9 protein-coding genes and 1 pseudogene are annotated in these 12,752 nt (G+C 58.5%); 8 read left to right on the forward strand and 2 right to left on the reverse strand.

The features are described 5' to 3' along the window. The first annotated feature begins 111 nt into the window (after positions 1 to 111). The 7 genes from CRO23_RS07690 to araD all read left to right on the forward strand — a co-directional run bounded on the left by CRO23_RS07690 (position 112) and on the right by araD (position 7,801). Entirely contained in the window at positions 112 to 1,179 is a 1,068-nt protein-coding gene (locus CRO23_RS07690) for an erythritol/L-threitol dehydrogenase (RefSeq protein WP_016927009.1), read from the forward strand. Between the two features lie 135 nt (positions 1,180 to 1,314). After that, a complete protein-coding gene (locus CRO23_RS07695) occupies positions 1,315 to 2,232 on the forward strand; it encodes an ABC transporter substrate-binding protein (protein WP_016927010.1) in 918 nt (305 codons plus the stop codon). 54 nt (positions 2,233 to 2,286) lie between these two features. Continuing rightward, complete coding sequence (locus CRO23_RS07700) at positions 2,287 to 3,777, forward strand: sugar ABC transporter ATP-binding protein (RefSeq protein WP_097101669.1); 1,491 nt, start codon at positions 2,287 to 2,289, stop codon at positions 3,775 to 3,777. Then, entirely contained in the window at positions 3,774 to 4,763 is a 990-nt protein-coding gene (locus CRO23_RS07705; RefSeq protein WP_097101671.1) for an ABC transporter permease, read from the forward strand. The genes CRO23_RS07700 and CRO23_RS07705 overlap by 4 nt, the downstream gene beginning before the upstream one ends. A gap of 8 nt (positions 4,764 to 4,771) precedes the next feature. Continuing rightward, positions 4,772 to 6,259 carry an FGGY-family carbohydrate kinase gene (locus tag CRO23_RS07710; protein ID WP_097101673.1) on the forward strand — a complete coding sequence of 496 codons (1,488 nt, stop codon included), beginning with the start codon at positions 4,772 to 4,774 and terminating at the stop codon, positions 6,257 to 6,259. Continuing rightward, positions 6,246 to 7,115, forward strand: coding sequence for an L-ribulose-5-phosphate 3-epimerase (locus tag CRO23_RS07715; protein WP_097101675.1), 870 nt, complete (start codon positions 6,246 to 6,248; stop codon positions 7,113 to 7,115). The genes CRO23_RS07710 and CRO23_RS07715 overlap by 14 nt, the downstream gene beginning before the upstream one ends. Next, complete coding sequence (araD, locus tag CRO23_RS07720; RefSeq protein ID WP_097101676.1) at positions 7,109 to 7,801, forward strand: L-ribulose-5-phosphate 4-epimerase; 693 nt, start codon at positions 7,109 to 7,111, stop codon at positions 7,799 to 7,801. The genes CRO23_RS07715 and araD overlap by 7 nt, the downstream gene beginning before the upstream one ends. 6 nt (positions 7,802 to 7,807) lie before the next feature. On the opposite strand, the gene CRO23_RS07725 is transcribed toward araD, so the two are convergent. After that, positions 7,808 to 8,812 (reverse strand): LacI family DNA-binding transcriptional regulator, encoded by a 1,005-nt coding sequence (locus tag CRO23_RS07725; RefSeq protein ID WP_004935582.1) that lies wholly within the window; start codon positions 8,810 to 8,812, stop codon positions 7,808 to 7,810. 451 nt (positions 8,813 to 9,263) lie between these two features. Between CRO23_RS07725 and CRO23_RS07730 the strand changes: the two genes are divergently transcribed. Beyond that, positions 9,264 to 10,358 (forward strand): hypothetical protein, encoded by a 1,095-nt coding sequence (locus CRO23_RS07730; RefSeq protein ID WP_097101678.1) that lies wholly within the window; start codon positions 9,264 to 9,266, stop codon positions 10,356 to 10,358. A gap of 967 nt (positions 10,359 to 11,325) precedes the next feature. Here the strand turns inward: CRO23_RS07730 and CRO23_RS07740 are convergent. Beyond that, positions 11,326 to 12,458, reverse strand: a pseudogene (locus tag CRO23_RS07740) (IS3 family transposase); the annotation flags it as partial. Positions 12,459 to 12,752 lie beyond the last annotated feature (294 nt).

Below are 12,752 nucleotides of genomic sequence, written 5' to 3' on the forward strand. Positions count from 1 at the left end.
TAATTTATTGAAATTTAACATGTTGTTTCGCTGCTCGTTTTTTGTTGAATAAAAATGACAACGTCAACATTTAGAATTTTCAAGCGTTTAACGAGTGTATTGGAGGAAGAGATGAGCCAGTTGCCGGAAAAAATGCGCGCGGTCGTTTGCCACGGCCCGCAGGACTACCGTTTCGAACAGGTGCCCACGCCGCTGCCGAAGGCGCGCGAGCTGGTGATCAAGGTGGAAGGCTGCGGCATCTGCGCCGGCGACTGCAAGTGCAAGAACGGCGCGCAGATGTTTTGGGGGGAGAACCCGTGGGTCAAACCGCCGGTGGTGCCGGGACATGAGTTCTACGGCCGCATCGCCGCGCTGGGCGAGGGCGCGGAAGGCAAATACCGGATCGGTGAGCGGGTGATCGCCGAGCAGATCGTGCCGTGCTGGGAGTGCCGTTACTGCAAATCCGGCAGTTACTGGATGTGTGAGACGCATAACATTTACGGCTTCCAGAAAGACGTGGCGGAGGGCGGCATGGCGGAATACATGCGCTTTTCCGAGAACGCTATCGTGCACAAGATCCCGGAAAGCCTGAGCCATGAAGACGCGGTGCTGATCGAACCGATGGCCTGCGCCATCCACACCGTGGCGCGCGGCGACATCCAGCTGGACGACGTGGTGGTGTTGGCCGGCGCCGGGCCGCTCGGGCTGTGCATGGTGCAGGTGGCGCGCCTGAAGACGCCGAAGAAACTGATCGTGATCGACGCCATCGACGAGCGGCTGGCGCTGGCGAAGGAATTCGGCGCCGACGTGGTGATCAACCCGCTGAAGGAAGACGCCGACCAGATTGTCAAATCGCTGACCGGCGGCTACGGCTGCGACGTGTATATCGAGGCCACCGGCGCGCCGATCGGCGTCACCCAGGGGCTGCAGATGATCCGCAAGCTGGGCCGCTTCGTGGAGTTCAGCGTATTTGGCAAGGAAACCACCGTCGACTGGTCCATCATCGGCGATCGCAAAGAGCTGGACATTCGCGGCGCGCACCTGGCGCCCTACAGCTATGAAATCGCCATCGATCTGTTCGAGCGCGGGCTGGTGACCTCAAACGGCGTGGTCACCCACAGCTATTCATTGAACGACTGGGACGAAGCCTTCGCCCTGGCGGACTCGACCGATTCCATCAAGGTGATCCTGGTTCCCTGATTTTCCCGCCGTACCGCTGTTGCAGTCACGACCGCCGGCCCATCCGCAATGGGGGGCCGGTCGGTCGGCCAAATGTAAAGACATGCTGTTGCTCTGATAACCACAACAAGAAGCTTCCCTACAGGAGAATTGGCTATGTTTTCATTATTCAAAAAGACCCTGCCTTTTATCGTCGCCGGTGGAATGTTGGCGGCCAGCCAGGTGGCGCTGGCCAAGCAAATCACGATCGGTATGTCGTTCCAGGAAATGAACAACGACTACTTTGTCACCATGAAACAGGCGTTGGATCAGGCGGCGGCGGATATCGGCGCCAAGGTGTACGTGGCCGATGCGCGCCATGACGTTGCCAAACAGATCGGCGACGTGGAAGACATGCTGCAGAAGAAGGTGGATATCCTGCTGATCAACCCGACCGATTCGGTGGGGGTGCAGTCGGCGGTGATCTCCGCCCATAAGGCCGGCGCGGTGGTGGTAGCGATCGACGCGCAGGCGGAAGGGCCGCTGGATTCGTTCGTCGGCTCGGAAAACTACGACGCCGGCTTCCAGGCGGGCGAATATCTGGCGAAAGCGCTGGGCGGCAAAGGCAAGGTGGCGATCCTCGACGGCATCCCGGTGGTGCCGATCCTGGAGCGCGTGCGCGGCTTTGAAGCGGCGATGAAAAAATACCCCGACATCAAGATCGTCACCAAGCAAAACGGCAAGCAGGAACGCGACACCGCGCTGACCGTGACCGAAAACATGCTGCAGTCGGCGCCGGATCTGGCGGGCATCTTCAGCGTCAACGACGTCGGCGCACTCGGCGCCCTGGCGGCGATCGAAAGCAACGGCGCCAAGGTCAAGCTGGTGAGCGTCGACGGCCAGCCGGAAGCCATCAAAGAGATCCTCAAGCCGAATTCGCCGTTTATCGCCACCTCGGCGCAGTTCCCGCGCGACCAGCTGCGCATTGCGCTCGGCATTGCGCTGGCCCGCTACTGGGGCGCCACGGTGCCGAAAACCGTGCCGGTCAAAGTGAAGCTGATCGACCGCAGCAATGCGGCCGGCTTTAGCTGGTAACAGCGGCCAGGTTCGCCCCGCTGCGGCGGGGCGTTCGGCGCGGAGGGCAATGCGGTGACACCTTTACTGGAACTGAAGCGAATCAAGAAAAGCTTTCCCGGCGTGAAGGCGCTGGACGGCATCGATCTGGCCATTCAACGCGGCGAGGTGCACGCCCTGCTGGGCGAAAACGGCGCCGGCAAATCGACGCTGGTGAAAATCATGTGCGGCATCTATCAGCCGGACGAGGGCGATATTTTTATCAACGGCGAGCAGCGCCGCTTTAACAACTATCGCCAGGCGATCGAGGCCGGGGTCGGCATTATTTTTCAGGAATTCTCGTTGATTCCCTATATGAGCGCCATCGACAACATCTTCCTCAACCGGGAGATCAGGAACCGCTGGGGCCTGCTGGATCGGCGGGCGATGCGGCGCAAGGCCGAGGCGATCTTCAAGCGGCTGACGGTGACTATCGATCTCGATTGCCCGGTGGAGCAGCTGAGCGTGGCACAGCAGCAGTTCGTTGAGATCGCCAAGGCGCTGTCGCTGGAGGCGCGGGTGCTGGTGCTGGATGAACCGACCGCCACGCTGACGCCGGGCGAGGCCGAGCACCTGTTCAGCGTGATGAACGATCTGCGGCTGCTGGGCGTCGGCATGGTGTTTATCTCGCACCACCTGGACGAGATCTTCACCATCTGCGATCGCATCACCGTACTGCGCGACGGCGCCTACATCGAAACGCTGGCCACCGGCGACACCAACGTGGAAGAACTGGTGCGGCTGATGGTCGGGCGCAAAATCGAGAACGCTTTCCCGGCGAAGCAGCACCCGGTCGATACCGCGACGGTGCTGCTGGAGGCGGAGATCCAGCGCGAGAAGCACGGCGCGACCGACCGTTTCCACCTGCACAAAGGCGAGATCCTCGGCTTCGCCGGGCTGGTGGGCTCCGGGCGCACCGAGACCGTCTCGGCGCTGATCGGCGCCAGCCGCTGCCACCGCAAACGCGTCAGCCTCGGCGGCCAACCGGCGGCGCTGTGCTCCCCGGCGCAGGCGCTGGCGCAGGGCATCGGCCTGCTGCCGGAGAGCCGCAAAACCGAGGGCCTGGTGCTGCCGTTCTCGGTGGCGCAGAACATCACCCTCAACCGGCACCACCGGCGCGGCAAGATCTTCGTCAGCGCCCGCAAGGATCGCGATGTGGTGCAGCGGCTGATCCGCGCCGTGGGCGTGAAAACCCCGGACGCCGAGACTGCCGTCAGCACCCTGAGCGGCGGCAACCAGCAGAAGGTGGTGATCGCCCGCTGGCTCAACAATGACTGCAACATCCTGATCTTCGACGAGCCGACGCGCGGCATCGACGTGGGCGCCAAGGCCGAGATCTACCAGCTGATGCAGCAACTGACCCAGCAGGGCATCTCCATCATCATGATTTCTTCCGAACTGCCGGAGATCATCGGCGTGTGCGACCGCGTGCTGGTGTTTCGCGGCGGCCACATCGTCGCCGAGCTGACCGGCGACGACATCGAATCCAACCACATCATGCTTCACGCGACCGGGAGTGCCTTATGATCGGAATTGAACAACCCGCCGTGGCGCGCCGCGCCGCCGGCCCCAGCCTCGGCAAGCGCTGGGAAAAACTGCTGCATCACCCGGCGGTCTTGCCGTTTATCGGCTTTGTGATCCTGTTCGTGCTGATGAGCCTGTTGAACGACAGCTTCCTCAGCGTCAACAACCTGACCAACGTGGCGCGCCAGGTGTCGATCAACGCCATCATCGCGGTGGGCATGACCTGCGCCATCCTGACCGGCGGCATCGATCTCTCGGTGGGGCCGGTAATGGCGCTGGCCGGCTCGGTCGCCGCCGGGCTGATGCTGGCGGCGGTGCCCATTCCGCTGGCGATGGTGGCGGCGCTGGCGGTCGGCGCGCTGTTCGGCCTGGCCAACGGCGCCTGCATCGCCTACCTGCGCATGCCGCCGATCATTGTCACCCTGGCGTCGATGGGCATCGCCCGCGGCCTGGCGCTGCTCTATACCGGCGGCTACCCGATCTCCGGTCTGCCCGACGTTTTCTCATTCTTTGGCCGCGGCACGCTGCTGGGCATTCAGGTGCCGATCCTGATCATGCTCGGCGTGTACGTGCTGGCCTGGCTGATGCTCAATCAGCTGCCGTTCGGCCGCTACGTCTACGCGATGGGCGGCAACGAAGAGGCGGCGCGCCTGAGCGGCATCCGTGTGCCGCGTTACAAGATGCTGGTGTACGTGATCAGCGGCCTGACTGCCGCGCTGGCCGGGCTGGTGCTGACCTCGCGCCTGATGAGCGGGCAGCCCAACGCCGGCGAAGGCTTCGAGCTGGACGCCATCGCCGCGGTGGTGCTGGGCGGGGCGGCGATCTCCGGCGGGCGCGGCGCCATCGTCGGCACGCTGGTGGGGGCGATGATGCTCGGGGTGCTCAACAACGGCCTCAATCTGATGAACGTATCGCCGTATATCCAGAATGTGGTGAAGGGCGGCATCATCCTGGCCGCCATCTACCTCAGCTCCGTGCGGCGCAAATAGGAGGCGCGATGTCAGTCTTTCTTGGCATAGACGTCGGCGGCACGGTGATCAAGGCCGGGCTGTATCGGGCCGATGGCGAAGAACTGGCGATCGCCGAGCGCGACGGCGCGGCGATCGCCGCTCAGCCGGGCTTCAGCGAACGCAATATGGACGCGCTGTGGGATGACGTTTGCGCGGCGATCCGCCAGACGCTGCACGCGGCGGGGCTGGAGGCCGGGCAGGTGCGCGGCGTCAGCTTCTCGGCGCACGGCAAAGGGCTGTACGCCATCGATCGCCACGGCAAACCGGTCGGCAACGGCATCCTCTCTTCGGACAACCGCGCGGCGGCCACGGTGGCTGAGCTGCGCCGCGCCGGCGTGGACGCGCAGACCTACCCGCGCAGCCTGCAGCCGCTGTGGCCCAGCCACCCGGCGCTGCTGCTGCGCTGGCTGAAGCAGCGGCAGCCGGCGCAGTACGCCGCCGTCGATCGCATCCTGATGGCGCACGACTACCTGCGCTTTCGCCTCACCGGCGAGGCGGCGGCCGAGGTGACCAACATCTCCGGCAGCAACCTGTTTAACCAGCACAGCGGCGCTTACGATCCGGCGCTGATGGCGGCCTTCGGCATCGAAGAGGCGCAGGAGAAGACCGCGCCGGTGATCGGCTCGGCGCAGCTGGCCGGGTGGGTGACGGCCGCGGCGGCGGCGCAGTGCGGCCTGCGAACGGGCACCGCGGTATACGGCGGCCTGTTCGACGTGGTGGGCGCGGCGCTCAGCTCCGGCGTGGCCGACGATCGCACGCTCAGCGCGGTGGCGGGCACCTGGTCGATCGCCACCTGCGTAACCGAGCGCATCATTCCCGCCGATTATCCCTACGCCTGGGGGCGCTACTGCATCGACGGCCGCTATTTCGTGCACGAAGGCAGCCCGACCTCGGCCGGCAATTTGGCCTGGTTTCTGCGCCAGTTCTGCGCCGACGACCGGCAGCGCTACGCCCAGTTCAACGCCTGGGTGGCCGAGCGCCGCGAGCAGCCGAGCGGGCTGCTGTTCCTGCCGTATCTGTACGGCTCCAACCTCGGCGGCAACACGCCGGGCGGGCTGATTGGCCTGAGCGCCCACCACGAGATGGCGGACGTGGTGCAGGCGATCTACCAGGGCATCGTGTTCTCGCACCTGATCCATCAGGAACGCATGGTGCAGCTGAACCCGCGCATCGAACGGGTGCGCATGACCGGCGGGCCGACGCAGTCCGAGGTCTGGATGCAGATGTACGCCGACGCCGGCAACCTGCCGCTCGAGGTGGTGGAAACGCGCCAAGGAGGCTGCCGCGCCGCCGCCCTGTGCGCCGCCGTCGGCGCCGGGGAGTACGCCGGGTTCGCCGAAGCGATCGCCGCCGCGCCGCCCAAATTGCGCTGTTATTATCCCGCGACCGCCGCCCATCGGCGCCTGCGCGCCCAGCAGGCGCGCTATCTGGCGGTCGCCCAGGCTTTGAGTGAGGTGACTGATGCAAACGACTAACGCCGCCTGTCTGGGGCTGTATGAAAAGGCGCTGCCCGCCGATCTGAGCTGGCCGCAGCGGCTGGCCACCGCCGCCGAGCTGGGCTTTGAATTTGTGGAGATGTCGATCGACGAGCAGCCGGCGCGCCAACAGCGGCTGGACTGGGATCGCCGCCAGCGGCTGGCGTTTATCCAGGCGCGGCTCGATAGCGGGGTGACGGTGCCGAGCCTGTGCCTGTCGGCGCACCGGCGCGATCCGTTCGGCAGCGCCGACGCCGCCACCCGCGAACGGGCGCGGGTGCTGATGAGCAAGGCGCTGGAACTGGCGACGGATCTCGGCATCCGCAACATCCAGCTGGCGGGTTACGACGTCTATTACGAACCCGCCGATCGCCACAGCCGCGAACGCTTTATCGAGGGCATGCAGTGGGCGGCGACGCAGGCCGCCAGGGCGCAGGTGATGCTGTCGGTGGAGGTGATGGACACGCCGTTCATCAACAGCATCAGCAAATGGCGCGACATCGCCCGCCACGTCAACAGCCCGTGGTTCACGGTGTATCCCGATCTCGGCAACCTCAGCGCCTGGGGCAACGACGTCGCCGCCGAGCTGGCGCTGGGCATCGGCAACATCACCGCCGTGCACCTCAAAGACACCGTCGCGGTGGGGCCGGGCAGCGCCGGGCAGTTCCGCGACGTGCCGTTCGGCGAGGGCTGCGTGGATTTCGCCCACGCCTTTTCCGTGCTCAACGCGCTCGGCTATCGCGGCCCCTATCTGCTGGAGATGTGGGCGCGCGAAGACGGGCGGGATAAGCAACGCATCGCCCAGGCCAAGGCCTGGATCGAACAACAGATGAATGAGGGAGGCATCGCATGCTGAACGAACTCAAGCGGCAGGTGCTGGCCGCCAACCTCAGCCTGCCGGCATACGGGCTGGTGACCTTTACCTGGGGCAACGTCTCGGCGATCGACCGCCAGAGCGGGCTGGTGGTGATCAAACCTTCGGGCATCGCCTACGAGGCGATGACGCTGGAGGATCTGGTGGTGGTGGATCTGGAGGGCAAGGTGCGCGAAGGGCACCGCAAGCCTTCATCCGACACCGCCACCCACCTGGCGCTGTACCGCGCCTTCGCCGATATCGGCGGCGTGGTGCACACCCACAGCCGCAACGCCACCATCTGGGCGCAGGCCGGGCAGCCGATCCCGGCGCTGGGCACCACCCACGCCGACTACTTTTACGGTGACATTCCCTGCACCCGGCCGATGAGCGAGGCGGAGATCGCCGGGGATTACGAGGGGGAAACCGGCAAGGTGATTATCGAGACCTTCAGTCAGGCGGGGCGCGATCCGCAGCAGGTGCCGGGAGTGTTGGTTTACTCCCACGGCCCGTTCGCCTGGGGCAAGGACGCGGCGGATGCGGTGCACAACGCAGTGGTGCTGGAGGAGGTGGCGATCATGGCGATGGCGACGCGCCAGCTGGCGCCGGCCATCGTCCCGATGCAGCCGGAGCTGCTGGACAAACATTTCCTGCGCAAGCACGGCAAACACGCCTACTACGGGCAATAGCGCCCGTCAGCGATTCAACAGCGAGCCGGTGAAGAACTCTCTGCGCACCGGCAGTTCGCCGCGCGGGCTGTTAATGGCGCTGAACAACAGCTCCGCGGCGATCTCCCCCAGTTTCTGCGTATCGTGATACACCCCCGGAATGTGCAGGCCGTAAGCGCCGGCGCGCGGCGGCTCGTCTATCGAGAAGAACTTCACCTGCTGATAGAGCCCCATCTCGTGGCAGATGGCGATGGCGCCCAGCGTGATGATGCCGTTCAGGCCGATGATGTAATCCGGGCGGTTCTCCGGCTGCGCCAGATAGGCGCGCACTTCGCTCTCTTGCGAGGTGAAATCGTAGTCGCCGTTGATGATATGAATCTCACGGCCGCTGCCCTGCAAGGCCGCGACGATGCCGGCGGTGCGCGTTAGCGTAATTTCCGAATCCGCCGGGCCGCCGATAATCAGCAGCTTCTGCTCCGGCTGCTCCGCCAGATAGCGCCCGGCCAGCACGCCGATCTCGCGGTTATCGAGGAACACGCCGCTCAGCTGCTGATCGTAGAGATCGCGGTCGATAAGGATCAGCGGCACGCCATACACCTCGGCCAGCTCGAGATAGGCGGGGCGGTAGCGCTTGTCGTCGCGCACCGCCGACAGCAGGATGCCGCGCGCCTTGTAGCCGAACAGCGCCTGAATGGCGCGCATTTCCGCCTCTTCGCTGCCGTCGGTGTCGAACAGCATGATCTGGTAGCCCTGCTGACGCGCAATGCGCGACACGGTCTTGATCAGGCCGGAATAGAACGGGTTGTACATGCTGCTGGTGACGATGCCGATAATCTGGCTGCTGCTGCTTTTCAGCCCCTGCGCAAAGGCGTTGGGCACATAGTTCAGCTCTTTGGCGATGGCGTGAATGCGCTCGCGGGTTTCCGGCTTGACCAGCTCGGGCTTATTGAAGGCGCGGGAAACGGTGATATTGGTCACCCTGGCGCGGCGGGCGATATCCACGATAGTGGCATTGGGATTGGCTTTCGACACCGTCTTTCCTTGCGTTATGCCTCAACAGATCCCTTATTGTAGGGAAAGGGCGGGGGCGGTGCTAGGGGGGAGTTGGGGGGATGGTTGGAGGCTTTGGAGTGGGAACGGGAAAATAACGAAATGAAAACGAAATTAATAATTTCATTTATTTATTAATTACGAATTAAATCATTTTATGTGGCTGTATTTTTTTGAGGAGAGGTTGGTAAGGTGTGTCTCATTGTTGAAGTTAGTAAGAATGACTGTTTTGTGCCAAGAGCAGACAAAGCCTATAGAGCTAGAGCGCATCTACCGGGACGAAGTTAGTCCATATAACTCCATTGTTCAATGTTTAACTCGTTGTAAAAGCAACATAAAAGATGTAGTGTTAGGAATCGAATTGTACTGGAATATGCTAATTTCAGTTAAGTTGTAGGTGGCTAATTAGGTTGTAATTTAATTTGGGTGAACTATGAAGAAAAAAATAGCAGATTTATTAGCCTTTAAAACAAATATACTTGAAGTGTTCGTTGTTGCAGTATTAATTGCTTTGGGCGTAAATATACTTTCCTCAGGAATTATTAATTATTTTGAATTATCATTTTTGAAAATGATTACAGTTGGCTCTCTACTTATGATTTTAGGCGCTGCAATCTTTCTGAGAAACGCCTATCCTATGAATAACGGAAAGTATAATTTTGATGGGGTGGTGTGCTTAGATGATGAAAACAAAGGATTAGTGCCAATTGAAGGTTACGATTTTGCAGAGGAGGTTAGTCGTTATCTAAAAGGTTTGTGTGCAGAAAATAAGGCTATCCATAAATTATGGACTGAAAATTCAATTGGCTATGGTTATGATATTCAAGGTGGTGTGGTAACCATGAAAAAAAACAAAGCAAATAAACTGTTTGTTGAAGCAATAGAATACTATGTTTTAAAAATGCTCGCACTTCATTTAAGTGGTCATTTTAATGGCAATAAATCTGTTTCTGAGGATTATTTAGTTAAGCTAGATAGGAAGAGTATCCCTGGTGTTCTTATGGGAAATAGATTTATTGATACTTTCTCTAGGCCTATGGATGAGCGTGAGCAATTTATTGACCATGGTCCCTCACCATCTATAGGTAAGGTTGTATATGCGTATGGGAAAGGGGGCGCAATTTTTGACCATTTTGAAATGGTTCTTCCCAAAAACAGTTCGGTCATAAGAGAGAGTGACTCCAGCATAAGTGTGATTACCAAAAGATTCAAAATAAATTATCGGCCTTTGTTCGAAGGCTTGAGTGATAATCTACCAAGAAGATTTGAGGAACTCTATTTAGGTAAGGACTTTCATTCATTGTCAACCTATTCAGTAGGCTTGGTCGTTACTGTGGATTTTAATGTTAAGTCGTTACTAACAACCAAAGGTTGGGAGTATTATTGGTGGCTTGATTCTTTTTTAGGGAAATTGGAAAGCTCATTTTCAAAAGAAATATTCTTATCTAAAATTTCTTGGGATCAAAATGCTGCAATGTTTCTTATAGCTGAGAATAGGAGGAAAATCCAACACAAGGGAGAGTCTTAAAATAAGGTAACAGACAAGCAGGAGTCATGGGCTTTAATGTGGAAGCACGGTCGATAAATTGTTATTATATATAATATGGTAAAATATATTGCTTTAGCTTGTTGGGATTTAAATTTAATTTTTGGTTATGATATGCAACATGAAAACTGTAATTATAAAGAATATACTAATTTATCAACTTGACATCTCGGGTTATTTAGAGGTATCCCATTATTTATGCAGAGAAAAGTGGCCTTATCACAGGAAATCGTTTGGAAGTTGGATTCTATGCGCCAACGTGTGCATCTACGCATTCAGCAAAAGGCAAGTAATATTAATGGGACATTTGACCAAGTTAAGGCTAGTAAGATTTTACTGGAAGTTGCCGATCAGCTCTCACCGGAGAATGGAACGCTCGGCCGAGAGCATCAGGAACGACACACCCGAATTATGTTCCGGCTAAATCTAAAGAAGGACTTGCACGTCGCACTTCGGTAACGCCTTGAGTGTATCCGAGTCGGATTTGGAAAAACTCAAGGCGTGATAATTAAGCAGAAGCTGGTAAGCAACTTAACGATTCGACTGATTGACTAAGCGCAAGAACATACTCAAGATATCTTAAGGGCCGAGTGACAGCGAGTAACACAGGAGTGCTTACCCTCAAGCACTTATGTTTACAATATCTAAGCCTGACTCAAGGGAGTAGTGAAAGGTGGGGTTTACGTCCCTGATGCTAACCACTAATTCCGAATCAGGTCAGGTTCGTTGGCCAGTGCTTATTTCACTTTCCACAACTCTTGGAGTATGGTGTATGGCATTAAGTGATATTTAATTCTACTAAGGTATTTGTATACTGTTTGATCACATAGGTTACCAGTTTGTGGATTTGCCCCTATAACTCCAGACTCATCGACTCTCTTATTTAGGCCTGCCGGCGTCGCAGATATTCCCGCGGCGAACGGTAGCCTAACGCACTGTGCGGATGTCATTCGTTGTAATGTTCGAACGCCATCGCCAGATTCTGCACTGCCGTTCGGGCATCCGGACGTGGCATAACGCTGATGTAGTCGCGTTTCATCGTCTTCACGAAGCTTTCTGCCATGCCATTACTCTCCGGACTACGTACCGCAGTTCTTTTCGGCTCCAGCCCCAGCAACCGGGCGAACCGCCGGGTATCATGTGCTCTGTAGGCCGAGCCGTTGTCTGTCAGCCACTCGATGGGGGCTGGCGGAAGACGGTGTCCGAAGCGACGCTCCACCGAGCCCAGCATAACATCCTGAACGGTATCACTGTCGAAGCCACCGGTTCCAGCGGCCCAGTGCAACGCCTCGCGGTCACAGCAGTCCAGAGCGAAGGTGACACGGAGTTTTTCACCGTTATCACAGCGGAACTCGAACCCGTCAGAACACCACCGTCGGTTACTTTCACTGACGGCCACTTTTCCGGTATGCGCCCGACCTACCGGCTGCATTCTGGGTTTTCGTCCCAGCAACAACGCATGCTGGCACATGATCCGGTACACCCGTTTGGCGTTGACGACCGCCACTGCCAGCGTCTCAGATTCGCGGCGCAATAATGCCCAGACGCGGCGGTAACCATAGGTTGGCACTTCACCGATAACGCCATGGATCCGCTCAAGCACGTCGGCATCATCGGTCTGGCGCTTTTTTCGCCCATCCTGCCAGTCCCCAGGACGATGCTTCAGAACATGCAAGTGCGCACGCGAGACCTGGAGACAACGACTGACGAAGCTCAGTCGCCATCCCCGGGCAATAAGGGCGCGTGCGCTATCCACTTTTTTTGGCGACCATACTCGACGGCTTCCTTCAGCAGTTCGTTCTTCATGGTCTTTTTACCTAGCAGACGCTGTAGCTCTTTGATTTGTTTCACCGCCGCCGCCAGTTCCGAGGCGGGAACAACATCTTCGCCAGCCATAATTGCGGTGAGACTACCTTCCTGATACTGCTTTCGCCAGGCGAAGATTTGGTTTGCATTCACACCATGAAGCCGTGCGACATGGGAAACGGTCATACCTGGCTGAAGCGTCTCTTGAACGATGGCAATTTTTTCCTGTGGAGAACGGCGCCTGCGGCGCTCTGGTCCCAGCAACTCTTCGATCATGCTTATCTCCCGACTAGTCTAATGACTAGTTTTAAGACTAGTCATTAATTTAAGGTGGGTCGAAGTGTCTGGAGATTCAGGGGGCCAGTCTAGTTTGAGAAACGTCCGCTCGTCGCTCAAAACTGCCCTTCTAACCCCTCCGCTAAAAGCAATAAATCAGGCCAGTAGCGCTAGGGTGAAGGCGGTGATGGCTCATTGGGGGAAAAAAGCATTTCCTATTTAGGAACGTTCGGACCAACAGCGCAGGTGATTATCCCCACGATCGACTACCGATAACAACACCGCTAATCTAGC

Origin of the sequence: Serratia sp. JKS296 (assembly GCF_900215445.1) — a bacterium.
GTDB classification, from domain to species: Bacteria; Pseudomonadota; Gammaproteobacteria; order Enterobacterales; family Enterobacteriaceae; genus Serratia; species Serratia marcescens.